The organism is Mesorhizobium sp. dw_380, assembly GCF_018588885.1.
In the GTDB taxonomy this organism is placed as follows: domain Bacteria; phylum Pseudomonadota; class Alphaproteobacteria; order Rhizobiales; family Rhizobiaceae; genus Mesorhizobium.
Genome location: NZ_JAFFIW010000004.1, coordinates 89,678 through 115,976 on the forward strand (window position 1 = coordinate 89,678; position 26,299 = coordinate 115,976).

General features: G+C 63.3%; 25 protein-coding genes and 1 pseudogene. 14 read left to right on the forward strand and 12 right to left on the reverse strand.

Annotated features, from left to right (window positions below):
• Nucleotides 1–14: 14 nt before the first annotated feature.
• Complete coding sequence (locus JT360_RS05265) at nt 15–1,295, reverse strand: acetylornithine deacetylase/succinyl-diaminopimelate desuccinylase family protein (protein ID WP_214470501.1); 1,281 nt, start codon at nt 1,293–1,295, stop codon at nt 15–17.
• A 217-nt stretch (nt 1,296–1,512) separates the two neighbouring features.
• On the opposite strand from JT360_RS05265, the gene JT360_RS05270 reads away from it, so the two are divergent.
• Complete coding sequence (locus tag JT360_RS05270; RefSeq protein ID WP_214470503.1) at nt 1,513–1,944, forward strand: L,D-transpeptidase; 432 nt, start codon at nt 1,513–1,515, stop codon at nt 1,942–1,944.
• A 65-nt stretch (nt 1,945–2,009) separates the two neighbouring features.
• Here the strand turns inward: JT360_RS05270 and JT360_RS05275 are convergent, their stop codons facing one another.
• The 5 genes from JT360_RS05275 to JT360_RS05295 are packed head-to-tail and all read right to left on the reverse strand — an operon-like array spanning nt 2,010 to nt 6,923.
• Nucleotides 2,010–2,993 (reverse strand): lipid A biosynthesis lauroyl acyltransferase, encoded by a 984-nt coding sequence (locus JT360_RS05275; RefSeq protein WP_214470504.1) that lies wholly within the window; start codon nt 2,991–2,993, stop codon nt 2,010–2,012.
• A gap of 13 nt (nt 2,994–3,006) precedes the next feature.
• Entirely contained in the window at nt 3,007–4,035 is a 1,029-nt protein-coding gene (locus JT360_RS05280) for a zinc-binding dehydrogenase (protein ID WP_214470507.1), read from the reverse strand.
• A 36-nt stretch (nt 4,036–4,071) separates the two neighbouring features.
• Nucleotides 4,072–5,349 (reverse strand): beta-ketoacyl-ACP synthase, encoded by a 1,278-nt coding sequence (locus JT360_RS05285; RefSeq protein WP_214470509.1) that lies wholly within the window; start codon nt 5,347–5,349, stop codon nt 4,072–4,074.
• A gap of 46 nt (nt 5,350–5,395) precedes the next feature.
• The gene (locus JT360_RS05290) at nt 5,396–6,586 is read right to left on the reverse strand and encodes a beta-ketoacyl-ACP synthase (RefSeq protein WP_214470511.1); all 1,191 of its coding nucleotides are present in this window, start codon (nt 6,584–6,586) and stop codon (nt 5,396–5,398) included.
• A 55-nt stretch (nt 6,587–6,641) separates the two neighbouring features.
• Nucleotides 6,642–6,923, reverse strand: a complete 282-nt coding sequence (locus JT360_RS05295; RefSeq protein ID WP_010909964.1) for an acyl carrier protein — start codon at nt 6,921–6,923, stop codon at nt 6,642–6,644.
• 339 nt (nt 6,924–7,262) lie between these two features.
• On the opposite strand from JT360_RS05295, the gene JT360_RS05300 reads away from it, so the two are divergent.
• From JT360_RS05300 to JT360_RS05310, 3 genes are read left to right on the forward strand one after another with little or no spacing between them, the layout of a single operon-like run.
• Entirely contained in the window at nt 7,263–7,514 is a 252-nt protein-coding gene (locus JT360_RS05300) for a hypothetical protein (protein ID WP_214470512.1), read from the forward strand.
• Nucleotides 7,515–7,531: 17 nt separating this feature from the next.
• Nucleotides 7,532–7,681: a hypothetical protein gene (locus JT360_RS05305; protein WP_214470513.1), complete on the forward strand. Its 150-nt coding sequence runs from the start codon at nt 7,532–7,534 to the stop codon at nt 7,679–7,681.
• A gap of 3 nt (nt 7,682–7,684) precedes the next feature.
• Entirely contained in the window at nt 7,685–7,921 is a 237-nt protein-coding gene (locus tag JT360_RS05310) for a hypothetical protein (protein WP_214470514.1), read from the forward strand.
• A 76-nt stretch (nt 7,922–7,997) separates the two neighbouring features.
• Here the strand turns inward: JT360_RS05310 and JT360_RS05315 are convergent, their stop codons facing one another.
• Nucleotides 7,998–8,546, reverse strand: coding sequence for a histidine phosphatase family protein (locus JT360_RS05315; RefSeq protein ID WP_214470515.1), 549 nt, complete (start codon nt 8,544–8,546; stop codon nt 7,998–8,000).
• A gap of 191 nt (nt 8,547–8,737) precedes the next feature.
• Here JT360_RS05315 and JT360_RS05320 point away from each other — a divergent pair, with 191 nt between their 5' ends.
• The 3 genes from JT360_RS05320 (at nt 8,738) to JT360_RS05330 (ending at nt 12,484) form a co-directional block, all read left to right on the forward strand.
• Nucleotides 8,738–9,688 (forward strand): AEC family transporter, encoded by a 951-nt coding sequence (locus tag JT360_RS05320; RefSeq protein WP_214470517.1) that lies wholly within the window; start codon nt 8,738–8,740, stop codon nt 9,686–9,688.
• 225 nt (nt 9,689–9,913) lie between these two features.
• Nucleotides 9,914–11,371 carry an NAD-dependent succinate-semialdehyde dehydrogenase gene (locus tag JT360_RS05325; protein ID WP_214470519.1) on the forward strand — a complete coding sequence of 486 codons (1,458 nt, stop codon included), beginning with the start codon at nt 9,914–9,916 and terminating at the stop codon, nt 11,369–11,371.
• Between the two features lie 90 nt (nt 11,372–11,461).
• Nucleotides 11,462–12,484: an aldose epimerase family protein gene (locus JT360_RS05330; protein ID WP_214470520.1), complete on the forward strand. Its 1,023-nt coding sequence runs from the start codon at nt 11,462–11,464 to the stop codon at nt 12,482–12,484.
• A 2-nt stretch (nt 12,485–12,486) separates the two neighbouring features.
• On the opposite strand, the gene JT360_RS05335 is transcribed toward JT360_RS05330, so the two are convergent.
• Nucleotides 12,487–13,407: a sugar kinase gene (locus JT360_RS05335; protein WP_214470522.1), complete on the reverse strand. Its 921-nt coding sequence runs from the start codon at nt 13,405–13,407 to the stop codon at nt 12,487–12,489.
• Nucleotides 13,408–13,558: 151 nt separating this feature from the next.
• Here JT360_RS05335 and JT360_RS05340 point away from each other — a divergent pair, with 151 nt between their 5' ends.
• The gene (locus JT360_RS05340) at nt 13,559–14,008 is read left to right on the forward strand and encodes a FixH family protein (RefSeq protein WP_214470743.1); all 450 of its coding nucleotides are present in this window, start codon (nt 13,559–13,561) and stop codon (nt 14,006–14,008) included.
• Nucleotides 14,009–14,015: 7 nt separating this feature from the next.
• The gene (locus JT360_RS05345; RefSeq protein WP_214470524.1) at nt 14,016–15,212 is read left to right on the forward strand and encodes a cytochrome-c peroxidase; all 1,197 of its coding nucleotides are present in this window, start codon (nt 14,016–14,018) and stop codon (nt 15,210–15,212) included.
• A gap of 74 nt (nt 15,213–15,286) precedes the next feature.
• Here the strand turns inward: JT360_RS05345 and JT360_RS05350 are convergent, their stop codons facing one another.
• Entirely contained in the window at nt 15,287–15,739 is a 453-nt protein-coding gene (locus tag JT360_RS05350; protein WP_214470526.1) for an Lrp/AsnC family transcriptional regulator, read from the reverse strand.
• 162 nt (nt 15,740–15,901) lie between these two features.
• On the opposite strand from JT360_RS05350, the gene putA reads away from it, so the two are divergent.
• Both putA and JT360_RS05360 read left to right on the forward strand, forming a co-directional pair.
• Nucleotides 15,902–19,510, forward strand: coding sequence for a bifunctional proline dehydrogenase/L-glutamate gamma-semialdehyde dehydrogenase PutA (gene putA, locus JT360_RS05355; protein ID WP_214470527.1), 3,609 nt, complete (start codon nt 15,902–15,904; stop codon nt 19,508–19,510).
• A gap of 89 nt (nt 19,511–19,599) precedes the next feature.
• Nucleotides 19,600–20,652: a glycosyltransferase family 2 protein gene (locus JT360_RS05360; protein ID WP_250888631.1), complete on the forward strand. Its 1,053-nt coding sequence runs from the start codon at nt 19,600–19,602 to the stop codon at nt 20,650–20,652.
• Nucleotides 20,653–20,806: 154 nt separating this feature from the next.
• Here the strand turns inward: JT360_RS05360 and hmuQ are convergent.
• The 3 genes and pseudogenes from hmuQ to JT360_RS05375 form a co-directional block, all read right to left on the reverse strand.
• Nucleotides 20,807–21,122 (reverse strand): annotated as a pseudogene (gene hmuQ, locus JT360_RS05365) (heme-degrading protein HmuQ).
• Nucleotides 21,123–21,284: 162 nt separating this feature from the next.
• Nucleotides 21,285–21,728 (reverse strand): hypothetical protein, encoded by a 444-nt coding sequence (locus JT360_RS05370; protein WP_214470530.1) that lies wholly within the window; start codon nt 21,726–21,728, stop codon nt 21,285–21,287.
• Nucleotides 21,729–21,733: 5 nt separating this feature from the next.
• Complete coding sequence (locus tag JT360_RS05375) at nt 21,734–23,905, reverse strand: TonB-dependent hemoglobin/transferrin/lactoferrin family receptor (protein WP_214470531.1); 2,172 nt, start codon at nt 23,903–23,905, stop codon at nt 21,734–21,736.
• 199 nt (nt 23,906–24,104) lie between these two features.
• Between JT360_RS05375 and hemP the strand changes: the two genes are divergently transcribed.
• Genes hemP through JT360_RS05390 form a run of 3 tightly spaced genes read left to right on the forward strand, consistent with a single transcriptional unit; the run spans nt 24,105 to nt 26,294 of the window.
• Entirely contained in the window at nt 24,105–24,311 is a 207-nt protein-coding gene (hemP, locus tag JT360_RS05380; RefSeq protein ID WP_023780370.1) for a hemin uptake protein HemP, read from the forward strand.
• 19 nt (nt 24,312–24,330) lie between these two features.
• Complete coding sequence (locus JT360_RS05385) at nt 24,331–25,392, forward strand: hemin-degrading factor (protein ID WP_214470532.1); 1,062 nt, start codon at nt 24,331–24,333, stop codon at nt 25,390–25,392.
• Between the two features lie 11 nt (nt 25,393–25,403).
• The gene (locus JT360_RS05390) at nt 25,404–26,294 is read left to right on the forward strand and encodes a heme/hemin ABC transporter substrate-binding protein (RefSeq protein WP_214470533.1); all 891 of its coding nucleotides are present in this window, start codon (nt 25,404–25,406) and stop codon (nt 26,292–26,294) included.
• Nucleotides 26,295–26,299 lie beyond the last annotated feature (5 nt).

The window sequence follows — 26,299 nt, forward strand, 5'->3', positions numbered from 1 at the left end:
GTCGCGGTGCAGGGTTATCCCGTCGCCGTGCCGCGCAGCAGCACATTGAGCCCGATCGCCATCACCTTGGCCGATTCCACCATGTCCGCTATGCCGACCCATTCGTCCGGCCGGTGGGCGAGGTCGAGAATGCCCGGGCCATAGGCGATGCAATCGTAGATGTGGCCGATGCGGGCGATGTGTTTCTGGTCATAGGTGCCGGGAGAAATGACATAATCGGGCTCGCGGTCGAAAATCGCATGAATGCCTTGCGCCACGGCCTTGACCACCGGCGCGTCGCGCTCGGTCATCAGCGGCAAAACTTCCATCAGGTCGCGAATTTCATAGTCGAACTTTTTGCGCTCGCGCTTCAGCCGGTCAAGAATGCCGGTCACTTCGCCCTTGACCGTGGCGAGATCTTCCTCGAGCAGGAAGCGGCGGTCGATGGTCAGCCGACAGGAATCGGGCACGTTGGGCGAGGGCAGGCCGGGCCGGAAGTCCTCGGTCTGGCCGCCGTGGACGGAGTTGATGTTCATGGTCGAGCGCCTGGCGCCTTCTGGCACGACCGGCATGCGTGTCATCTTGCGGTCGAGTGCCGGGAACAATTCGTCCTCGAAAGCCCTTAGCACGGCGCCCATATGGCGCACCGCATTGTCGCCGAGAAACGGCATCGAGCCATGCGCGATCTCGCCCTTGGTCTCGATCTCCGCCCACCAGACGCCACGATGACCAAGGCAGATGCGGTCCTTGTTGAGCGGCTCGGGGATGATGACGTGGTCGACCCTGGGTTTGGAGAAATAGCCGAGTCTGGCCAGATGGGCGACACCGCCGAAGCCGCCGGACTCTTCATCGACCGTGCCGGATATCTCGATGGCGCCGGGAAAGTCGGGATAGACTTCCATGAAGGCTTCGGCCGCGATGATCGACGACGCCAGGCCACCCTTCATGTCGCAGGCGCCACGGCCATAGACCCTGCCGTCCTTGACGATGCCGGCAAAGGGATCGACGGTCCAGCCGTCGCCGGCTTCGACCACGTCGATATGCGAATTGAAGTGGACGCAGGCACCGGGTGACCTGCCCTCGAAACGGGCCACGACATTGACGCGTGGGTAGCGATCGGTGTCGCCGGGCGTGCCTTCTGCACGGATGAATTCGGTCTCGAAGCCGCGCTTCTTCAGCCGCGCGCCAAGATATTCGGCGCATGGCCGGTAGGCTTCGCCGGGCGGATTGATGGTCGGAAAGCGGATCAGGTCGGCTGTCAGCGCGACGACGTCGTCGCGCCTGGTGTCGATTGCCTTGAGGAGTCGCTCATTCATGCGCCGAGTTGAGCAGTGATCCCTGTGGTTTTGCAAGCCCGTCGATCAAACCGGTGCAGCGTGTCGTTGCGGCAACTATCGCGGGAAATCGTTCAAATTGGCTGCTTTGGATTGGCGAATTGATCAAGGAGTATGTGCTATCTGTTCACTGCCATTAAAGCCTAAAAAAACAACGTGATGGCGAGCAGGCAAGGGGCAATCAAAGGGGTTTGATCGCATGAAGAAGAACTTTCTGGTAGCAGCGGCGATGTTGGCAACAGCGCTGTTTGGTACGCCGGCCGCAAGCTACGCGGCGATGTTGGAGGCGAATATCGACGTGTCCTCGCAGACGATGACGGTCAGATATGGCTCGGCGGTCTACCGGTGGGCCGTGTCCACCGCGCGTCCCGGCTATTTCACGCCGCGCGGGACGTACCGGCCGCAGCGGACCGCGCGTATGTGGTACTCGCGCAAATACGAGATGTCGCCGATGCCTTATTCCGTGTTCTTCCATGGTGGCTACGCCATCCACGGGACGGGCGCAGTCCGGCAGCTCGGCCGCCCGGCCTCGCATGGCTGCGTGCGGCTGCACACGGCCAATGCCGCAACCTTCTATTCGATGGTGCGGGAAGTGGGTTTTGGCAACACCCGTATTGTCGTCACGAACTGAAGTGACCCGGGTCGCCGGGACATCATCGGCTGGCGTAGAAATTGTATTTTCGCCAGCGACTTAGCTTAGAGGTTTGCGACCGGGGCGGCCTTCACGGGCCGCTTGCGCCGCCAGTTGCTGATCTCCCATCTCTTGTGGAACCACATCCACTGGCCGGGATCCTCGCGCACCCAGCGCTCGACCACATCGTTCAGAACCTGGGTGGTGGCGTGGACGTCGACGCTGCCGTCAGCGGTGCGCGGCAAGACCAGCTTGTCCTCGATCTCGAGCCGGAAGCGGTTGCCGGGCAGCCTGATGCAACGCGCGGGATAGACGTCGCAATCATAGTGGCGGGCAAGGGTCCCGAGCACCCGGTTGCTCTGGCAGGGACGGCCGAAGAAGGTGGTATCCAGGCCATTGGAGAATTTCTGGTCGACGAGGACGCCGATGTTGCCGCCATTCTCCAGGACCCCGGCCAATGCAAACGAGGCGCCAGCCATCGACGGCAACAGCGATCCCATGGTCGAGCGCCGCGTCGAAAGGATGTAATCGGCGAGGTAGGGGTTGTTGGGCGGGCGAAACAGCGCCGTGATGTTCATGCCGAAGGTCGCCGCCGCCACCGGCAGCAGCTCGAAATTGCCGAGATGTCCGGTGAAGACGATGTGCGGCTGCTTTTCGGCGGCGATCTCGACGAAATGCTCTATTCCCTTGACCTCGACGCGACCGGGCTTGCCGGCGGCCGGGTCATAGTCGAACAGGGCGTCGAGAAATATGTATTCGGCGGCAAGGCGAGCCATGTTGCCCCACATGTCGGAGGCAATGGCCTGGATCTCGTCCTCGCTCTTTTCCGGATAGGCCTTGCGCAGATTGTCGATGGCGACCTGATGACGACCGACCCAGGGGCCGATGCGGCGCGCGACGCGGTCGGCGAAATTCAGCGCACTGTCGACCGGCAGCAGGCGCAGCAGCGAGATGATGATCATCGCGACCCGCGCAACCAGCCAGTAGTTCACCTGACGCAGCTGCCTGCCGTAGCGAAATCTGAGATCGCGGCGAAACTTCTTGAACACCGAAGTCAAGGCTCTAGACGACGCGCAGGATGATCTTGCCGAAGACGTCGCGGCCTTCCATACGCTTCAACGCCGCATCGATGTCGTCGAAGCCGACTTCGGTGTCGATGACTGGCGCGACTTGTCCCGCCGCCATCTTCTGCATGGCGTTGGCCATGTTCTCCATGCGGCAGCCGAAGGATCCGAGCAGCTTCAGCTGTTGCTGGAAGAGCTGCATCAGGTTGATCTGCGTCGATACGCCTGATGTCGAGCCGCATGTCACCAGCCGGCCGCCACGCTTCAGGCACAGCATCGAGCCGGCGAAGGTGTCAGCGCCGACATGTTCGAACACGACATCGACGCCCTTCTTCTTGGTCAGCTTGCGCACGACGCCTTCGAAACGATCTTCGCGGTAGTTGATGACGTGGTCGGCGCCGAGCGCCTTGGCCTTGTCGATCTTGTCGTTCGAGCCGACCGTGGTGATGATGGTGCAGCCCATCCGCTTCGCCAGCTGGATCGCCGCCGAGCCGATGCCGGATCCGCCGGCATGGATGAGGATCGTCTCGCCGGGCTGCAGCCTGGCGTTGTCGAACAGCATGTGCTCGACGGTGCCGAAGGTGACGGGCGCCACCGCGGCACCGATATCGGTCACGCCGGGCGGTGCCGGGACGAGCAGACGCGCAGGCAGGTTGATCTTCTCTTGCGCAAAGCCGTCGAGATGAAAGCCGTGAACGCCGGAGACATGCTCGCAGAGATTGTCGCGGCCTTCGCGGCAGGCGCGGCAAAGGCCGCAGGTGCGCGCGCCATAGATCGACACCAACTGTCCGGGCAGCAGGCTGGAAACGCCGGGACCGACCGCCTCGACTTCGCCCGAGGCTTCCGCGCCGACGACCAGCGGCAGTTTGCGTTTGGCGAAGGCCATGCCGCGCCAGCCCCAGACGTCGATATGGTTCAGCGCCACCGCCTTGATGCGCAGCGTGACTTCGCCGAGTGCGGGCGGCGGAGGGGGCGGCAGGTCCACCGTTTCAAGACGGCGGTCCTCGATAAGTTGCAATGCGCGCATTGGGCCTGTCGGTTCAGTATGCCTGAAAAAGGTCGCTTAGACCGGTTCCCGCGCCATGACAAGGCAAGTGTTCTGGCCGCCGAAACCGAAGGAGTTCGACAGAACGGTGCGAACCCCGGCATTGCGCTTCTTGTTCGGCACGACGTCGAGCACGATCGCAGGGTCGGGATTGTCGTAGTTGATGGTCGGCGGAATGACGCTTTCGCGCATCGTCATCAGCGAAAACGCCGCCTCGACGGCGCCGGCCGCCGACAGCGTATGGCCGATCATCGACTTGTTCGACGAAACCGGCATGGAGCTTATGCGCTCGCCGAACACAGTCGACAGCGCCAGATGTTCCATCTTGTCGTTCTCCGGGGTCGACGTGCCGTGGGCGTTGACATAGTCGACCTCGTCTTCACCCAGGCCGGCATCGGCGAGGGCGGCGCGAACCGCAGCGATGGCCGGCGAAGCGTCCGGCTTCGAGCGAGTACGGTGGAAGTCGTCGGCCTTCTCGCCGCAACCGCCCAGGATGCCGAGGATGGTGGCGCCGCGAGCCAATGCCGCCTCAAGCGATTCCAACACGAGCGCCCCGGATCCCTCGGCCAGTACGAAGCCGTCGCGATCCCTGGAGAAAGGTTTCGATGCCTTTTCGGGAATGTCGTTGTGCGTGGAGAGCGCCGAGAGCAATGAGAAACGGATCAGTGCCTCGGCGGTGGCAGAACCGTCCGCACCGATCGACAGCGCACGGTCGCATTCGCCGCGGCGGATCGCCTCGACACCGAGTTGGATCGCGGTGGCGCCCGAGGCGCAAGCCGTCGACAGCGTGATCGGCAGACCGCGTGTGCCAAGGCGGTCGGCAAGGCGGTCGGCGATCGAACCGAACTGGGTGGTCTCGAAAATATCAAGCTCTTTCAAGCTGCGCGCCACCCGGAGCAGTCTTTCGGCGGCGGTGTCATCCTTGTCCTTGTCGGAATTGTAGAGCGAAAACCGCTCGGCCCAGTCGAGTTCGACCGGCGGCGAGGCGAGGAAGAGCGGTCCGCCGAAGTCGTTGGAATCAAGACTCGCCTCGGCCACCGCTTCGACGCCCGCAAGCTCGGCCAACTCGTAGGTGAGGGGGCTCGCGCCTTTCGAACTCGACGGCAGGAAATCGACCATGCCGGAGATGCGGGTGTTCAGTTGATCGATGGGAAAGCGGGTGATCGGATGGATGCCTGACTTGCCGGAGGTCAATGCCGCCCAGTTGTCGGTCTTGCCGACACCGAGCGATGTCACGACACCGATGCCGGTGACGGCGACGATCGGCCTGCCCATGTGATCTCTGAGATTGGCCATTCGGGACCCCTCTTGTCGTTGCGGCATGGATCGGTCAGCGTCCGCCTTACGCCGCGTTGACCAGCGCCATGCCCTCGAATTGGTGATAGCCGATCGCCGTTGCAAGGACGCTTGCGGGAATGCCTTCGAATGGCTTCTCGGCTGTTGCATCAAAGACAGGGTAGGCGGCCTTGCGGTCGACGGCCAATGCGGCGAGCGCCACGGCGAAAGGAAACTGCGCTTCCTTCATATGTCCGGTCAGCGTCGAGAAACCACGCGCGGCGATCGCCGGATTGGCGTCGAGCGCCGCCTTCTCGGCGGTGGTTGCCGCATGCGCGCCGGATGCGCCCGACAAAGCGAGCAGTTTGCCATTCGGCAACGCCGCTTGGGCCAGCAATGCGGCGATCTCGGTATCGAGTTTTCCGCGCGACCGTCTGGCGCGCCCGGAGAGGACCGGTCCCAGCTCGGCATAGATTTTGCGCCCACGGCTCATCGCGTGTTCGCGCTGCTCCAGCACCAGGAAAGCACCGCCCGAACCTGTGACCACGCCACCGCCCTCGGTGCCCTGCCTTTGCCAGACGGCTTTCCAGGGGCCGCGATGCAAATAGCCGGCCAGCTCGTAGCCGAGCAGCATATCGGAATGTTCGGTCTGGAAGGCGCCGCCGACCAGAATGTGCGTCGATTGGCCGGAGCGGATTCGCGCGGCGGCCGTCTCGACCGCGGCCACGCCGGCACCCTCTTCACCCATGAAGGTCCTGGACGAGCCGGTCACCTTGTGGACGATGGAGATGTTGCCGGCGAGCAGGTTGGAAAGCTGGGCCAGGAACAAAGTCGGCCGCAATTCGGTGGTCAGCTTCTCGTTGAGCAGCACGTCGCGGTCATTGCGGCTTTCCGAAGCGGCGAGAATAGCGGCATCGACCGCCTCATCGCGCTCGCCGCCGCCGGCTGCCACGACCATGTCCATTGTCGTGCAAAGCTCGTCATTACCCTTGATACCGGCGTCGTCCAGCGCAAGGCCCGCGGCATAGGTGCCGAGCCGCTGCCAGGTTTCCATCTGCCGCTGGTCGCCGCGCTTGGCGATCTGCAGGTTCCAGTCGATCTCCGGCAGGGGATGGACGGTGTAGGGCGCGAAGCGCGCGGCTTCGAGCACCGGCTGCAGGCCCGGCTGCGCGAGCTTTTGCCAGTGGGTATCAGGACCTTCTCCCAGCGAAGAGACAAGGCCGATACCTGTGATGACGACGTCGCGGGGGCTGCTCATGGGCGGCTTTGTGGGTCAGGCTGCGCTACCCGTCAAGGCCGCGCGCCGGCCTATGTCAGGCGGTCTTGGCTGCGACCAGTGCGTCGATCTTGGCGCACAGGTTCTTCATGACGAAGTAATCGTCGGTCGACGCCTTACCGTCATTGACTTCCTGGGTCCACTTTTCCAGCGGTACCTTGATGCCGAATTCCTTGTCGATGGCGAAGACGATGTCGAGGAAATCGAGGCTGTCGATGCCGAGATCGTCGATCGTGTGGCTCTCGGGCGTGATGGTGTCGATATCGATCTCGCTGGTGTCGGCAATGATCTTGGCGACTTTGTCGAACGTGGTGGACAAGGGCTTTTCCTTCTTTGCGGGCGGAATCTGTCCGCAGCTTGTTTGGGCGCTGTCTAATCGGTTTTTCCCGGCAGGAAAAGGCCTGATAGGCCGGGCGCAGATGGGTAGGCTGCCTAGGAAACGCAAGAAGGGCCGCCGGTCAACCCGGCGGCCCTTCCCATTACGTCACGTCAGTCGTTGTTTCGATGCATGTCGTTCCCCAAAACCGGAACATCTTTTGGGCGACGGCGGCGGATGACGTAGGCCCCGGAGCTTCTTTCAGTGGTGGCATTTCGGCAACACTCCCCAGTGCCGCCAGCACGGAATTGCTTGTACCAATGTACCATGGTACATAGCGTCATGAACATTGAACGCGTACAGACAGGCGTGCGGTTGGAAAAACGGCTGGTGAAAGTGCTCAAGGCCTTGGCCGAGCATCGCGACATGAGCCTTGGCGATCTCGTCGAAGGCATCGTCCTGCATGCTTTCGAAGGGCAAACGCCGTTTTCGGCGGAGGCCCTGGAAACGATCAGCCAGTTGAAACGCATTTACGGGCTGGAGCTCGGCGCAGCGGACAGCCACCACCTCGCCGAAGCGCCGACATCCGACTGAATGGAATGGAAAAGCCGATGACGAGCCATCTTGAGCGCAGCCACCGTGTCTTGCTTGCCGGCCCTATCGATCGCGTCTTCCCGCTGTTCACGCCAATAGGCGAGACTTTGTGGGTGGAGGGCTGGCAATCGGAGTTCCTGCATCCGAAAAACGGAGAAACGCAGTAAGGCATGGTCTTCCGAACCGACCATGGCGACGAGGCGACGCTCTGGGCCTGCACGGACTGGGAGCCGGCCGAGCATCGTGTCCGCTATGTCAGGGTGATGCCGGATTCGCGTTTCGGTTTTGTCGAGGTGGCCTGCCAAGCGGCCGCCGGCGGTGGGACCGAGGCATCGATTGCCTATACGTTCACGGCCCTCAACGCAGCAGGGCGGTCGCACCTGTCAGCGCTGACACAGGAGGCTTAGCGGGCATGATCGAAGGCTGGAAGGTTCGTATCGATGCGTGGCTGCTCTCTGGTGTGTCGGCCGGCTCTGGCCACCATTAGAACGTGACGCGGCCAAGCACGCGCAGGCCGTCGCCTTGCGGCTCGACGACGACAGCTTCGCCTTCGCGCGGCGAGACACCGGTCAGCGCGACGATGTTTTCCAGATGGGTGACCATGACCAGATTGTCCGAGCCGGAATAGGCGCGGATTTCGTTCAGGATCGCTGCGATCTGCGCTGCCTTCTCGGTCTCGTCGCTTTTCAGCAGGTCGAGGGGCGCGAAGGGTTCCGGCTCGGCCTCGAAGGCGATGCGCGCGGTTTCGAGGCAGCGGCAGTAGCGGCTGGACAGCACGCGCTCGATCGGCGCGGCCCTTGCCGCGAACAAGGCGCCGATCTTGCTCGCCTGCTGCTTGCCGCGTGCCGACAAATTGACCTGGGTTGCGCAGCTGCCGATGTCGAAATTGGCGGGGTCGGTGGTGCCGGTGACCATGGCATGGCGAAGCAGCACGATGTGGCCGCCGTCGCGCAGCAGCGCCCAGCCGGCATCGGTGGCATGGGCCGCTGCAGGGACAACAAGCAGGAACAACGCCAAGGCAAATCGAATCATCGCCACCCTCCAGGAGCCCGGCATCGGGCCCCGACCATTCGCATATAAGGGATTGGAAAGCGGGCACAAAGACAAGCCAGGAGCTGGCTGATGGCGGCATCGTGATTGGTTACGTCGCGGGCGCTGCCAGCCGACCATGATCAAATTCGGGTGCGATTGCGCCGCGGGCATGGCTCGCCTATCCCTGAAAAATGTCTCCGCTCACAGAAACCGTCCTTTTCGTTTTCAGCCTCGTGGCGCTCGGCTATCTCGCCGGGTTCACAGGCTATCTCAGACCGGCGAGCGGGGAAGGGATAGCCGATTTCGCGGTCTCGGTGGCGATGCCGCTGCTTCTGTTCCAGACCATGGTGAAAGCGGATTTCCGCGGCGTGGCGCCATGGCCGCTGTGGGGGGCCTATTTCGCAGCGGCAGCAATCACCTGGGCCGCTGGCCATATCGTCACCACGCGGATCTTCGGACGCGACGCCCGCGCCGGCGTCGTCGGTGGCGTGTCGTCGGCCTATTCCAATGTCGTGCTGCTCGGCGCTCCGTTCATCCTCGGCATATTCGGCCCGAGCGGCTTCGAAGTGCTGTCGCTGCTGGTCTCCGTGCATCTGCCTGTTATGATGATGGCCTCAATCGTGCTGTTCGAGATGTTCGGCCGCGGCAGCGGCGAACATGTGCATCCGTTGCGGGTGCTGCGCAGTTTCCTGAGGCGCCTGTTCATCAATCCGCTAATCATCGGCATTCTGCTGGGCCTTGCATGGCGGCTCAGCGGCGTGCCGCTGCCCGACCTTGTCATGCGGCTGGTCGATGCGCTGGCCGACACGGCCGGGCCGGTGGCGCTGTTTGCCATGGGGCTCAGCCTGCGCCGCTTCGGCATTTCAGGCAATGTCCGGCCGGCGCTGGCGCTTTCGGTGCTGAAACTGTTCCTGATGCCGGCGCTGGTTCTGGTCTTCGTCTGGCTGCTCGGCCTGCCGCCCTTGACGGCCAAGGTGGCCGTCGTGGTCGCGGCGCTGCCGTCCGGCATCAATTCCTATCTCATCGCCGTTCAGTTCAACACCGGCCAGGCGCTGGCCTCGAACCAGATGACCATCGCCACGGCCTGCGCGGCCGTCACCACGGCTTTCTGGCTGACGGTCGTCTTGCATGTCTTCGGATAGGGCGTTTCGGGATCAAGTGAGGCAATTACAGGCCAGCCTGCTCTCGTCTTGCGCTGGCCCAACCCCTATATGCCATCTTGCGATTGCTTGCGGGCCTTGCCCTAGGTAAAGAGCACTGGCTCACAGTCATGAATCCATGACTTGGCGTGTCGGGGCCGATATACCGGACACGCTCATCGAAGAAATCCACAGACCGGCCCGTCAGTGCCGAGCGGAGGCTAGACCATGCTTCAGAAAACCAGCCATTTCATGCGGCAGGCCAATCTCATCAACGGCGAATGGGTGCAGGCCGACAGCGGCCAGACGGTCGACGTCAACAACCCGGCCACCGGCCTCAAGATCGGCACAGTGCCGAAGTCGGGCAAGGCCGAGACACGCCGCGCCATCGAAGCCGCCGACGAAGCGTTCAAGACCTGGCGCAAGACCACCGCGCTCGAGCGTTCGAAGCTGCTGCGCAAGCTGCATGATGCGATGATGGACAATCAGGACGTGCTGGCCGAACTGCTCACCATCGAGCAGGGCAAGTCGCTGTTCGAATCGAAAGGCGAGATCGGCTCTGCCGCGGCCTACATATTGTGGTTTGCCGAGGAAGGCCGCCGCACCTATGGCGACGTCGTGCCCTCGCCATGGGCGGACCGCCGCATCCTGGTGACCAAGGAACCGGTCGGTGTCATCGCCGCCATCACGCCGTGGAATTTCCCGTCCTCGATGCTGGCCCGCAAACTCGGTCCGGCACTTGCTGCCGGCTGCACCGCCGTCGTCAAGCCAGCCTCGCAGACGCCGTATTCGGGTCTCGCCTGGGGCGCGCTCGCCGAGGAAGTCGGCTTCCCCAAGGGCGTCGTCAACATCCTGACGGGTGCCGCCGGCGAAATCGGCGACGAGATCTGCGCCAATCCGCTGGTCAAGAAGATCACCTTCACCGGCTCAACCGAGGTCGGCAAGATCCTGATCCAGAAGTCGTCCGTCACCGTCAAGAAAGTGTCGATGGAACTGGGCGGCAACGCGCCGTTCATCGTCTTCGACGACGCCGACATCGAGCGTGCCGTCGCCGGAGCGATCACCGCCAAGTACCGCAATTCCGGCCAGACCTGCGTCTGCACCAACCGCTTCCTCGTCCAGGCCGGCGTCTACGACAAATTCGTCGAGAAGCTCGCGGCGGCGAGCAACGGGCTGAAGGTCGGTTCCGGCCTCGAGGAGGGCGTGCAGCAGGGACCGCTGATCGACGAAAAGGCGGTCGAGAAGGTCGAGGAGCTGATCGCCGACGCCACTTCGAAGGGCGGCAAGGTTGTCGCCGGCGGCAAGCGCCATGCGCTGGGCGGCTCGTTCTTCCAGCCGACCGTCATCGCCAATGCGACGCCCAAGATGCGCTTCATGAAGGAAGAGATTTTTGGGCCGGTCGCTCCGGTGTTCAAGTTCGAGACCGAGGAAGAAGCGGTCTCGCTCGCCAACGATACCGAATTCGGCCTTGCCTGCTATTTCTACACCGGCGATCTCGGCCGCGCCTTCCGCGTTATGGAAGGGCTGAAATACGGCATGGTCGGTGTCAATGAAGGCCTCATCACCACGCCGGAGGCACCGTTCGGCGGCGTCAAGGAATCGGGTCTTGGCAAGGAAGGCGGACATCAGGGCATCGAGGATTACCTCGATACCAAATATGTCTGCATCGGCGGCCTCGGCCTCTGATAGATTGGTACTGAGACAGGCAGGCCAATGGCCGCCTGTCTCTTATGGGAAATCAGCCGAAGTCCTCTGGATCAACTGGCGTTTGCGGGCATGGCGATGAAGGACGGCGAGGTTTTCGGCAAGACGCAGGCGGGCGAATCGATCCGCCGCTTCACCATCAGGGGCGGCGGTATCACCGCAAACATCATCGGGCTCGGCGCGATCATCCAGGATTTGCGCCTGACCGGGCATGATGCACCGCTGGTGCTCGGCTACAACAATCTGGAAGCCTATGAGGCCGACAATGCCTTCTTCGGCGCGGTTGTCGGCCGCTATGCCAACCGCATCCGCGACGGCCGCTTCACCCTTGGCGGCAATCGCTACCAGACCGAGCCAAATTTCCTTGGCAAGCATACGCTGCATGGCGGCTCGCAAGGCTATTCGCACCGGCCATGGGCGGTTTCGCTGCACGGCCGGGATTTCGTCACTCTGACGCTGCACGATCCCGACGGCGTGATGGGCTTTCCCGGCGCGCTCGACGTCACCTGCACCTACCGGCTGAAGATTCCGGGCACGCTCAGCGTCGAGCTGACGGCGACCTGCGAGGAACCGACGCCGTGCAATCTCACCCAGCACTCCTACTTCAACCTGGATGACGGCGGCGCCGGCGACATTCTCGACCACAGGATGATGCTGAACGCCGGCGCCTATCTGCCGGTCGACAGCGATATGATCCCCACTGGCGTGGTCAAGCCGGTTGACGGCACGCCCTTCGATTTCCGCCAGGCGCGGCCGCTGCGCATGGAGACCGAGGGCGAACAGCTTCCCTACGACCAGAATTTCTGCCTTGCCTCGGCGCGCGGACCGCTCCGGCAAGCGTCATGGACGCAAGGCGCGAGTTCAGGCGTCGAGATGGAGGTCTGGACCACGGAGCCCGGCGTCCAGCTCTATACCGGCCAATATGTGACGCCGCGCGCCGGCCTGGAAGGGCGCAACTACAAGGCTTTTTCCGGCTTCTGCCTGGAGCCGCAGATATGGCCCGACGCGCCGAACAGGCCTTATTTCCCGCAGGCGACGCTATGGCCAGGCGCGATCTACCATCATGTGACGGAATACCGGTTCAGGCTGCCTTAATGTTATCCCGCGAAGGCCCGTCGTAGCGTCTCGAACGGCGCCAGCGCGCCGCGAACCTGCACGACAGCGGCGGCGACACGGTGCGCGCTCTGCACGGCCTGGACCGGCGCGTGACCAGCGAGCCGGGCTGCGAGATAGGCGCCGTTGAAGGAATCGCCGGCGCCGGTGGTGTCGACAGGGGCGGCGACATGCTGGGCCGGAACCGGCTGCAGGGCTCCGCCAGCGGCGATCAGCGCCGGTTCCTCGCCGTTCTTGACGACGACCTCTTTGACCACTTTTCCGAGGCGCTCGGCTGTGGCCTGCGGGACTTCGTCGCCGAACAGCATCTGCTCGTCGGGAAACGTCGGCAGGGCAATGTCGGTGACGGCCAATGCCTCGACGATCGCTGCCTGCGCGTCCTCGCGGCTGCGCCAGAGCCTTGGCCGGTAGTTCGGATCGAAAGCCACAGTGGATCCAGCAGCCCGCGCCTTGGCCACGGCCGACAGCAGCGTTTTGCGCGCAGTATCGTCCAGAATTGCCAAGGTAATTCCACTGAAGTAGACAAGTGCCTGATTTTCCAGGTTTTTCAACAGGGCTGGGGAGTCCGACGCGAGCTGCCGGGCGGCGGCATCGCTGCGCCAATAGGTGAAGGCGCGCTCGGCACCGGTCAGCGTGATTGCATAGAGGCCGGGCCGGGCGCCCGCGATCACCGGGCTGGAACCGATACCGATGCCGTTTTCGGCGAAGAAGCCGATCTGGCCTTGCGAGAACGGGTCGTCGCCGAAGGCCGAGACATAGGTTGCCGGCCGGTCGCCGCTCAACGCGTGCAGCGCCCACAACGTATTGAACGTGTCGCCGGCAAAACCCATGCGCCAGTTCGGGCCGGTCTGGCCCGACAGTTCGAGCATGCATTCGCCGATCGAGGCGATGCCGTTTCCTGCCATCTGCGATCCTCCGGTGACTTCGGTGCTGTAGCTTTTTGCCGGCGGCAGCGCCATGCTTGGCAAGCAGGCTTTTTTCCGCCACAGCGTTTTCCCACAGGCTGGCGGGATGCGATCCACCCGGCAGAACGTTGTCTGCAGAAAAGGAACCGGTTTGGCATCGTTATGGCGTTATCTCTTAGCGGGTCTTGGTCTGGCTGCCTTGCTGGTCGGCGTTCTGGCGGTCGTCTATCTGACGACGCCGCATTCGGCGCAGACTGTCGGCCCGGATGTGTCGCGCACCAAGGCCACGGACAACGGGCTGTTCGTGGCAAGCTTCGCGCCGGAGCGGGGGGTCGTGCGGCAGGGCGAACTGGAATCGTGGCTGCTGACCCTGAAGACAAAGGCCGGCGCATCGGTGGAGGGGGCCGCGATCACAATCTCAGGAGGGATGCCGCAGCACAATCATGGCCTGCCGACCAGCCCGCAGGCGACCGACTATCTCGGCGATGGACGCTACCGGATCGAAGGGGTCAAGTTCACGATGAGCGGCTGGTGGCAGCTGCATTTCGCCATCTCGGCCACCGCCGGCTCCGACACGGTACTGTTCAACGTGGTGCTGTGAGCGATCGATGAGGCGCCTTTTCTGCTTTCTGGCGATGATGGCCGTCATTCTTGCCGGTTGCGGCAAGCCGGATTTTTCCGACGCCGAGAAGAAGACCATCGCGTCGTTGGCCCTGAACACGCTGCCGTCGCTAAAGCCGGACACCACCAACCGTTTTGCCGACGTGCCGGCCGCCGCCGCCCTTGGCTCGACGCTGTTCTTTGATGTCGGCATGAGCCGGGAGGGCACGGTGTCGTGCTCGACCTGCCACAAGATCGACCGGCAGTTCCAGGACGACCTGCCGCAAGCCGTCGGCGTTGGCCACACGAACCGGCGCACCATGCCGTTGGCCGGCGTGGCCCGCGATCCCTGGTTCTTCTGGGACGGCCGCCGCGACAGCCTGTGGGCACAAGCGCTGACGCCACTCGAGAACCCGCTGGAACAGGCGGGAAATCGCGCCGCCTATGCGCACTACATTAAGGCGCGCTTCGGCGAACGCTATGAGCGCATCTTCGGGCCGTTGCCCGATTTTTCCGGCATTCCGTTGAATGCCAGCCCGCAGGGAAACGATGCCGAGAAGGCTGCCTGGAACGCGATGAGCGATGCGCAGCGCGACGCCATCAATCGCGTCTTTGCCAATATCGGCAAGGCGATCGCGGCCTTCGAGCGCTCGATCGAGCCGGCGCAGACGCGCTTCGACCGTTTTGCGCTGGACCTCGTCACCGGTGCCGAGCCGAAGGGCGATGCGGTCTTTTCACGGGAAGAAATCCTCGGGCTGAAACTGTTCCTCGGCAAGGCTAACTGCGTGACCTGTCACAACGGCCCGCGCTTCACCGACAACGGCTTTCACAACACCGGCGTGCCCCCCGTTCCGGATCTGCCGCCGGATCGAGGGCGCGTCGATGCGGTACGCCAAGTCGAGGCCGATCCGTTCAATTGTTTCGGCGCTTATCGCGACGGCGATGCGGGTGCCTGCGGCGAGCTGCGCTTCATGGTCAAGTCAGAACCGGAACTCGTCCGCGCCTACAAGACGCCGTCGCTGCGCGGCGCGGCGGGCCGACCACCCTACATGCATGCGGGGCAGTTTTCTTCGCTAGACGAGGTGGTTGCGCATTACGCCAAGGCTGCCCCCAGCGTGGAGGGCACATCCGAGATTCACCCGCTGGAGTTGTCGGATCGCGAGCGGGCGGCGCTGGTGGCATTCCTGAAGACGCTGTCGGATTGACCAGAGATAGGGTCGGCAGAGCGTGCTGGCTCCGGAGAATCGCCGATGAGGGGCAGCGCAAACCTGAAAAAAGTCTATCGATCTTTCACCGTTTCCATCGCCACGAAGGTCGAGGTCTGGGCGACATGGGGCAGGGCGGAGATGCGCTCGCCCAGCACGCGGCGGTAGGCGGCGATGTCCCTGGTGCGAACCTTCAGCAGATAGTCGAAGCTCGACGCCATCATGTGACACTGCTCGATCTCGGGCACGCCCTGCACGGAGCGATTGAAGGCGTCGAGTGCCGCGGAACGGGTATCGGATAGTTTCACCTGCACGAAGGCGACGTGGCCTTCACCCATGCGTTCGCGGTCGATGATCGCCTGATAACCCCTGATATAGCCGTCCTTCTCCAGCCGCTTCACCCGCGCCTGCACCGGCGTCTTGGAAAGACCGACCTTTGCCGCCAGTTCGGACATCGAAAGCCGGCCATTGCTTGCCAGCGCCGACAGGATGTTCCGGTCGATGCGGTCCAATTGGTCTTCTGTCATATAAATCACAGTCCAAAATCTGGAAAATTGGCGAAATGATAGATCGATTGGGCTACCTTGTCGATTTCTTTGGACCGACCAAAATCAGCGCCTGTGCTAGCTTGCGGCATTCGGTCCGGTGACCGCCGGCCCGCTCCCTGAAGCTTGCTCCGCAGGACCTCCATGCCGCTCGACACCATCCGCCAGCAGATCCGCGCCAACTATTTGCCCGACGAAGACGAGGCCATGAAGCGGCTGGCCGAGGTGACGGGGCTCTCGGCGAAGGAGCGCAAGGCGATCTCGGCCCGTGCCGCCGACCTGGTACGGGCAGTGCGCGGTTCGTCCGATCCCCGGCTGATGGAAGTTTTCCTGTCTGCCTATGGCCTCTCCACCAAGGAAGGCGTGGCGCTGATGTGCCTGGCCGAAGCGCTGCTGCGCGTGCCGGACACCGAGACGATGGACGATCTCATCGCCGACAAGATCGCGCCGCACGATTGGTCGTCGCATTCGGGCGGTTCGAGTTCGATCTTCGTCAATGCCTCGACCTGGGCGCTGATGCTGACCGGCCGCGTCCTCGATGAGGGCGAGGGCGGCATCGAAGGTACGCTGCGTTCGATGGTGCGGCGGCTGGGCGAGCCGGTCATCCGCAAGGCGGTGGCCGCCGCCATGCGCGAGATGGGCGAGCAGTTCGTGCTCGGCCGCACGATCGCCGAGGCCGTCAAGCGCGGCCGGCCGATGACGCAGAAGGGCTATCTCTATTCCTTCGACATGCTGGGCGAGGCGGCTCGCACCGAGGCCGACGCCTTGCGCTATCACAAGGCCTATGCCGACGCCATTTCTGCGCTCGATTCCGGCTCCAATGGCCCAGACATCCGCCAGAACCACGGCATCTCGGTCAAGCTCTCGGCGCTGCATCCGCGCTATGAGGTGGCGCAGAAGGAAGAGATGCTGCCTGTCATGGCCGAGCGGCTGTTGTCGCTGGCGCTCGCCGCACGGCATTCGCGCATGGGCCTCAACATCGACGCCGAGGAGGCCGACCGCCTTGATCTGTCGCTCGACGTCATCGAGCGGGTGCTGGCCGAGCCCGAGCTCGCCGGCTGGAACGGCTTTGGTGTGGTGGTGCAAGCCTATGGGCCACGCGCGGCCTTCGCCATCGACTGGCTCTACGCGCTGGCCAAGAAATACGACCGCACCATCATGGTGCGGCTGGTCAAGGGCGCCTATTGGGACACCGAGATCAAGCGGGCGCAGACGCTCGGACTGTCAGGCTATCCGGTGTTCACCCGCAAGGCCAACACCGACGTCTCCTACATCGCTTGCGCGAAAAAACTGCTTGGCATGACCGACCGCATCTATCCGCAATTCGCCACCCACAACGCCCACACCGTAGCCGCCATCCTGTCGATGGCCGCAAATCGCGACTCCTTCGAGTTCCAGCGCCTGCACGGCATGGGCGAGGCGCTGCACGAGACGGTGCGCCGGTCCGAAGGCACGCGCTGCCGCATCTATGCGCCGGTCGGCGCGCATTCGGACCTGCTTGCCTATCTGGTCCGCCGGCTGCTGGAAAACGGCGCCAATTCCTCCTTCGTGCACCAACTGACCGACGAGGACGTCGAGCCGGAGGACATCGCGCGTGATCCGCTCGAAACGGTCGAGGGCCAGGGTCCCGCCGCCAATCCGGCGATCGCCCGGCCTTCGCAGATCTTTGGCGCCGGCCGCCGCAATTCCAGGGGATTCGACATCACCGACACGGTGACGCTCGCGGCGATCGACAGGGCCAGAGCGGCATTCGCTGGTCCCGACCGTTGGCATGCCAAGCCGATCACGCGGGCCGCCGGTTACGGCAAGCAGCACCCGATCGTCAATCCCGCAAAGCCTGATGAACTGGTCGGCACGGTCAGCGAGGCCGCCGCCGACCAAGTGGCGACGGCCGTGCGCTTCGCCGTGGAAGCACAGCCAGCCTGGGCAAAGCGTCCGGTTGCCGAGCGCGCCGCTATCCTCAACCGCGCCGCCGATCTCTATGAGGCCAATGCCGTCGAATTCTTCGCACTCGCCACCCGCGAAGCCGGAAAATCACTGGCCGACGGCGTCGCCGAGGTGCGCGAGGCGGTCGACTTCCTGCGCTACTACGCCGCCGAGGCGGCAAACGCCGAGACGGGCACGCAGGCGCGCGGCGCCATCGTCTGTATTTCGCCGTGGAATTTCCCGCTCGCCATCTTCACTGGCCAGATCGCGGCGGCACTCGTCACCGGCAATTCGGTCATCGCCAAGCCGGCCGAGCAGACGCCGTTGATCGCCTACCGCGCCGTCGAGCTGCTGCGCGAGGCCGGCGTGCCGGAGGACGTCATCCAGCTTCTGCCGGGTGACGGCCCCTCGGTCGGCGGGCCGCTGACATCAGATCCGCGCATTGCCGGCGTCTGCTTCACCGGCTCGACCGAGGTCGCCAAGCTGATCGAGAAGCAATTGGCGCAGACCGCCGCGCCGGATGCCATGCTGATCGCAGAGACCGGCGGCCTCAATGCCATGATCGTCGATTCCACCGCGCTGCCCGAGCAGGCGGTGCGCGATATCCTCGCCTCGGCCTTCCAGAGTGCCGGACAACGCTGCTCGGCGCTGCGCGTGCTCTACGTGCAGAAGGACGTCGAGAAGAAGATGCTGGAGATGCTGAAGGGCGCCCTGCAGGCGCTCAATATCGGCGATCCCTGGCGGATTTCGACCGATGTCGGCCCGGTCATCGACGATGAGGCGCAGGCATCGATCCGCGACTATTGCACCACGATGGGCCTGCAGGGACGGCTGATTGCCAAGCTGGAGGCGCCCAGAGATGGCCGCTTCGTCGCGCCGCATGTCTTCCGGGTCAAGGGCATCGAGGAGATGGAGCGCGAGGTGTTCGGCCCGGTGCTGCATGTCGCTACCTTCGACGCCGACGAGATCGACGCGGTCATCGCCGCGATCAACCGCAAGGGCTATGGCCTGACCTTCGGCCTGCACACCCGTATCGAAGGCCGCGTCCAGCATTTCGTCGACGGCATCCATGCCGGCAACATCTATGTCAACCGCAACCAGATCGGCGCCGTCGTCGGTTCGCAGCCATTTGGCGGCGAGGGGCTGTCCGGCACCGGGCCGAAGGCCGGCGGTCCACACTATCTCCGGCGCTTCCGCAAGGGGCCGCAAGCGGGCACGGAAGTTGGCGACGGCCATAAGGTGACGGCGACCGAGCTGGCCGACAATCTGCCCGATCCGGCGCTTGGCGGCTGGTCGACTCGCCCGGATAGGATCGCCATCCTGAGGAAGCATCTGCGCGGCAAGGGCGCGGCCGCCATTGGCGCCGCTGCCGGTATCGACTTTGGCCAGGTCGACCTGCCCGGACCGACCGGCGAGGCCAATACGCTGTCGCTGTCGCCGCGTGGTCGGGTGCTGTGCCTCGGCCCCGACGGCGACACGCTGCTCGCGCAGACGATCCAGGCACTCGCCGCAGGCAATGCAGTGCTGGCTGTGGCGCCTGGAGCGCCGGCTGCCCTTTCCGCCTTGACTGGCAAAGGCCTTCCTTTGGCGGCCATAGACGGTCGGCCGGATCCGGTCGAGGCACGCTCGTTGCGGGTCGATGTCGTCGCCTTCTCCGGCACACCGGAAGCAGCGCGGATCGTTCGCAAGGTCATTGCCGAGCGCAGCGGGCCGATCGTGCCGCTGGTCAGCGAAGTGCTCAATCCGGCGGCCTATGCGCATGAGCGGGCCGTATGCGTCGACACCACGGCCGCGGGCGGCAATGCGAGCCTGCTCGCCGCGGCTTAGGGAGGAAGGCTTTTCCCTTGTCATCGGCTTCGGGCCGGTGCAAAGGGCGAGAGCCCGAAAGCCTGGGCGTCAATCGGGGCAAGCCGCGCATGCCAAGCACGAACGCGCCATTCGAGCTTCCTCGAGTGGGCGTTATCATCACCTGTCACAACTATCGCGCCTATGTCGAGGACGCGATCCGCTCGGTATTGGCGCAGACCTATCAGAAATGGGACTGCGTCATCGTTGACGATGCCTCGACGGATGGTTCGGCCGAACATGTGCGCCAGCTTCTCGAAACGATAGGCGACCCGCGCCTGCGCCTACTGGTGCGGCCGCAAAATGGCGGCCAGATTGCAGCGTTCCGCGACGGTTTTGCCACCGGCGATCAGCCATTCGTGGCGTTCCTCGATGCCGACGATGTCTGGTTGCCGAATTTTCTCGCCGCGCATCTGTCGGCCCATCTGAACACGATGCGCTCAGTGTCGCTGTCCAGTTCCGACGTCCTTCTGGTCGATCGCGACCGCGTCGTCCTTAGCGGTACCTACGTGTTGATGCGCAAGCCACGTTCGGAGATGGACCCACACGGCGCCGCCGTGCCGCCCACCAGTCGGCTCGGCGAAATAGCCCCGGGCATCGCCTATTCCACGGAATATCCGATCACCTATTTCGGACCCAGAACCTATGGCTGGATCTGGGCACCGACATCCTCGATGGTTTTCCGACGCGGAGCGCTGGAACCGGTTCTGGCCTTCCCGTTCCAGTCCCGCATGAGCACCGACTATCTTACGGCGACCTGCGCGCATTTGGTGGCTGGCAGCTTGCTCCTGTCGGAATGTCTGGGCCTCTACCGCCTGCACGGGGCCAACGTCTCCACCAACAGTGCCTACGCGGGTGGACATGTCCAGCAGACGCCGACGCATAGCGCCAAACACATCAACCTGGGCGCCGAAGTCCTCGACTATGTCCTGGCCAATGCCGAACGCCTCGACGCGATAAACGGCAAGGGCTTCGTGTCAGAGGTGCTTACGCATCATGTAAGGCGATTTGGCAGCCTGTTTGACGATCCACGTGTCGTGCCCTTTCTCAATCGAAAAAACCGTTGGCGACGGTGGCGCAAGCGTGCCGTCCGGGATCTGCGGCGTTTGTTTGGCCAAGCCTAAGGGTTGCTGCCCCGGTCGCGGAGACCTACGCCTCTTCCGGTGCGCAGGATCTCGATCTCGCCACCGCAAACGATCAGATAGTCGTCCATTTCCGGCTCGACGATACCGAAACCGAGCTCGGGATGCTGCGAGCCGGGTCGTCAGACGGTTCCATTCAGGCGCCTTCAATGACGGAAAAGCCCTCGAATTGCGGGTGGCCAAGATAGTGGACTTTCGTCGTGCCGACATTCCTGTGCGCGGCGCGGAAATTCTCCGACTTGGTCCAGGCGACGAAAATCGTCCTGGCTCGCCCACACTGTGTGCGACGCGAAAAGCGTGTAGCCTTCGGCCTCGTTGACCGGGCCGCGCAGCAGATGGAATTCGCGGAAGCCTTTCATCTCGGCCAGGCTGGAATCGCGATTCTTCCACACGGCCTCGAAATCGGCCTCCGAGCCGTTCTGCACCTTGAAGCGGTTCATGGCGATGTACATGCGGTTCCTTTCATGCGGGTTTGATTATTGGCGTCGCAATTCGTTCCGTGCCCATTTCCAACGCCGAAAAGTCAAATCAAGATCGTTTGGCCAAATGGCAGGATGCTGGCGGCGGCTGGCGGCCAGGCGAGGGTGTCATGCGCGAATGCGGGATGCAAAGCCTCAGGCGCCGAAAGCGATGCTGGTCTTGGTGGCCGTCTTCAGCTTGCGCATGCAGGCGTTCGGTTCGACGCCGGTGCCTGTGCATTCCGTCGCACTGTTGATCAGCACGCGGCTGACCTTGGCACAGTCCGTGCCGGTGAGATCGAAGCGCGTCACCTTGGTCTTGCCGGCCGGCAGGTCCTTGAAGTCGAGCACGGTCAGCCGGTCGACGACGCCGGCCTCGTTGAACAGCGCGATTTCGAACGCCGCCTTGGAGAGGTCGGCACCGAGATCGTTGTTGACCAGGAAGGTCAGCCGGCAGCCCTTGTCGGAGGGTTGCGCGGCATTGAGTTCGAGGGTCAGCGCGGGGACCGGCGCGGGCCCTTCAGCCCACGCCGGAACCATCGCAAGCGACATCGCAAACGCCGAGGTCAGCAGACGAAGAGATGTCATCAAACTCGCCATTGCCCTCAGCCTCCGAAACGCATGGTTGCCGCCAGCTTCAGCGTGATGCCCGGCTCATAGACCGCAACTGTCGTGCTGCCGTTCAGCGGGTTGGCGTATTTGACATCGAACAGATTGTCGGCGCGGAAATCGACTTTCAGATTGTCCGTCGCCTGATAACTGGCGAAGGCATTGACCAGAGTGTAGTCCTCCGCCACCGCATTGCCCTTCGGCTTGCCGTTGTATTGCACCTCGCCGCCGACGGTCAGCTTGTCCTCGAGGAAGCGCAGGCCGAGCTGTGCGGTGACCTGCGAGGAGGGAATGGTGGCGAGATCGGCTTCCACACCCTTGTAGGAAATCGTGTGGCCATTCGTGATCGATGCCGATAGCCCCGCATAGCCCCAACCGGCGTCGTAGACGCCTTCCAGTTCGAAGCCGTTGATCTTGGCCTTGGCGAAATTCTGATACTGGAAGCAGATCGGAATGCCAGGCCCGAACGGGCAGCCGCTGCCTGGCGCGAACGGTGACAGTGTCACACCATCGATATAGTCGTCGACGTCGTTGTTGAAGTAGGCCGCCTTGACGCGGAGCGCATCGCCGGATTCGAAGATGTCGTTCTGCTTGTAGTTGACGCCGAATTCCGTCGTCTTGCCGGTCTCAGGCCGCAAATTGGGATTGGGCAGGAACGGGAAGGTGACGCCCGCAGGATGGTTGCCGCTGATCAGCGTCTCCGTGATCGACGGCGAGCGATAGCCTTCCGCGTATGTGCCATAGAACTGGAGGCCTGCAAGGCCTGCGGTTTCGAATGGCGAGACGCCGACGGTGATACGCGGCGACACCCTGTCGCCGGAAATATCGTGGGTGTCATCCTTCAGGCTGTAGCTATCGTAGCGCAGACCGCCGATCACCTCCAGCCACTCCCAGGTGAGCTTGTCCTGGACATAAGCGCCGGACACATTCCGCTTGCCCGAAGGCGTATAGAAGCTGTCACCGCCAGCCGCACCGCCCGTCTCGACGTTGTCGCCGACCCGGTCACCGCCATAGGTCAGCTCATGCGCGATGCCGCCCGTTTCGAACCGTGACGTGTTCCAGATGTCGATGCCTGATGTGCCGACATCAAATGTGGACTGTGATCCGGCCGGCAGAACCACGGGAAGACCGGTGACCGGATCGAAGCGGTTCTGAGGGACAAGGCTGGTCAGGTCGAGACTGGTCTTGTTGTACGAGGCATTGATATGAAGATCGAGCCAGCTCTTGTCTTCGTCTGATATGTTGTAACGGGCCGTGAAGGTGTTCGACTTCAGGTCGACATCATTCACCGGCACGCCGCCGCTGGTTTCGTCCCAGCCGTCGCTTGAGCCGACCCAGCCAAGCTTCAGCTCACTGTTGTCGGTCGGACGGATGGTGGTCTTGAGCAGGCCGCTCAGCACGTCGAAGCCGGTGCCGTTGACGGTATCGCCGCCGCCATCCTTGTAGTCGTCATAGTCGCGATAGACGATATTGCCCAATACGTCCCAGTTCTCATTGAAGCGGTGGGCACCCGTGGCGCTGGTGGTCCAGCCCTTGCCGTTGCTTTCGTAGCGTCCGGTTACCGAAGCGCCCCATGTTTCTTCTGGCTTGAGGAAGTCCTCGGCGTCCTTGGTGTCGAAGAAGACGACGCCGCCGATGGCGCCCGAGCCGTATGTGTTGGCGACAGGGCCACGGATCACGTCGACGGATTTGACGAGTTCGGGATCGATGTAGAAGGTCGACTGCGTGCCGTGGTCTGAACGCTGGAAGTCCTGGCGTGCCCCATCGACGATGACGGCGACGCGGCCGAAATCCTGCAGGCCGCGAATGTTGATGCTGGTGCTGACGCGCCTGGCGTCGGCCTGTGTCGCGACGCCGGGTACACCGAGCAGCATCTCGTTCGGCGTGGTCGCCATGCGGCGGTCGAGCTGTTCCTGGTCGACGTGGCTGGCGGAGGCCAGCGATTCGATGGCCGTTTCGCCGGTGCGGCTGAGCACCAGGATCTTGTCGAGCAGCGTCGCGCCCGCTTGTGCTGCTTTTTCCTGGTCAACCTTTTTCGATTGATCGGTCGCCGCCTGCTGGGCACTGGCAAGTTGCGCCGACAAGGCGATCGCCGCCACGCTTGCCAGCAAAGCCGCCGCACCATTCGCCGCCGACCGGCCGCGCCGTTCCCAATTCATCAACCCCATGCCCCAACTCCAAATTCCAGGTTCGATGCTGGCTGGCCCGGGGCTGGCTGGCATTTTTGTTCGTGTCCGGCGTCTTAAATCTTGACTCGTTTGCTCCGGTATTGCACTGACTAGTAAACATGATTATTCGAGTCAAGAAATGAATCGGATCTTCGCAACGCCTAGCCAGATGCCCGGCACAGGAAAGGGATCGACCCAGATGAACACGCACAATCCCAATGACTTTCGCCATCGCGTCCGCCGTTCCGACGACACCGCCGTACGTTTCGACCGGGTTCCGCTGGCGGTGCGGACCCTCTCCAGCAACACGCTGTTCCAGGGCGAGCACGAGATCGGTATCGAGCACCATGGCGCGCTCTACCGGCTGAAGATCACCCGGCAGGGCAAACTCATTCTCAACAAGTAACAAGCATCAGGGGTAAGACATGGATCAGCGCGTAAAACCCGCCCCACACGAAATCCGGCGGGCACGGACCGAGAATCCGAAAACGCGCGAGCGCGACCTGGCCAGCCAGCTCGGCATTTCGGAGGCCGAGCTGGTCGCCGCGCATTGCGGCGACGGCGTCATTCGCATCGAGCCGCGTATCAACGATCTCCTGACCGGGCTCGAGGCTGTCGGCGAGGTGATGGCGCTGACCCGCAACGATAGCGCCGTGCATGAAAAGATCGGCGTTTACGACAAGGTCGTCACCGGCAACCACAACGCCATGGTGCTCGGCGAGAACATCGACCTGCGCATTTTCCCAAAGATCTGGGCGCATGGCTTTGCCGTGGAAAAGCGCGACGGCGACGACATCCGCCGCAGCCTGCAGTTCTTCGATGCGGCGGGCGAGGCGGTGCACAAGGTGCATCTGCGGCCGGCTTCCAGCCTTTATGCCTACCAGAAGCTGGTCGCTGCGCTGGAATCGTCGAACCAGGAGCCGACGATCGACATTTCAGGGCAAAGCTTCGACATGCAGGACGAAGCTACTGAGCCGACCGCCAATCTTGACGATCTGCGCGACCGCTGGAGCCGGCTGACCGACGTGCACCAGTTCTTCGGCATGCTGAAGACGTTGAAGCTCAGCCGCCGCCAGGCGGTGCGCATGGTCGGCCAGGACTATGCCTGGCTGCTCGACAATGACGCGGTCCGCGCCATGTTTCACCACGTCGCAGAAGGCGAGATGCCGATCATGTGTTTCGTCGGAAACCGCGGCTGCATCCAGATCCATTCCGGCCCGGTCAAGTCGATCAAGCCGATGGGGCCGTGGATCGACGTGCTGGACGAGACCTTCCATTTGCACCTGCGGACCGACCACATCCATGAGGTCTGGGCGGTGCGCAAGCCGACCAAGGATGGCCATGTCACCTCGCTCGAGGTCTATGCAGCCGACGGCGAGATGATCATCCAATTCTTCGGCAAGCGTCACGAAGGCGAAAGCGAGCGCGACGACTGGCGCTTCCTGGCCGAGAACCTGCCGCGAATCCCAAGCCCGACGGCAGCCTGAGGAGAACGATAATGGGCTGTTTTTCCCGGATCGTTGCCGGCCCGATGGTTGCCCTTGCTTTTGCTTTCACCGCGCTGCAACCGGTTGGCGCCGCCGAAGGTGTTTCCGTCTTTGCCGATCCCTCGAAGATAACTGCCATCGGTGGCTCCATCACCGAGATCGTCTATGCGCTTGGCGAGGAGAAGCATCTTGTGGCGCGCGATTCCACCAGCCGCTATCCGACAGCCGCGCTTGATCTGCCTGATGTCGGCTACATGCGCCAGCTGTCTCCCGAAGGCGTGCTGTCGGTCAATCCGACCGGCATCCTGGCGCTGCAGGGCAGTGGTCCCAAGGAAGCCGTCGATGTGCTGAAGAAGACGAGCATTCCATTCATCGAAGTGCCTGAGCACTATAGCCGCGAAGGCATCCTGGAGAAGGTTCGCATCGTCGGCAAGGCGCTGGGCGCCGACGCCAAGGCCGGGGTGCTGGCTAGGGAACTCGATGCCAAGCTGGCGGCCGCCGAAAAGCAGACGGCCTCGATCAAGGAGCGCAAGCGCGTCCTGTTCGTGCTGGCGGTACAGGGCGGCAGGATCCTGGCGGCCGGCAGCGACACCGCTGCCGACGGCATGGTCAAGTTGGCGGGCGGGGTCAACGCGGTCGAAGGCTTCTCCGGTTACAAGCAGATGTCCGATGAGGCAATCATCACCGCCAGGCCGGATGTGATCCTGATGATGAGCAATGCCGGGCCGCCGGTGTCCGACGACGAATTGTTCGGCAATCCGTCGATCGCCTCGACGCCGGCCGGAACCGCGCGCAAGCTGGTCCGCATCGACGGCGCCTATCTGCTCGGCTTCGGGCCGCGCACGGCCGATGCCATCCACGACCTCGCCGTCTCGCTCTATGGCGCGCAGGTCACGGACTGAGCATC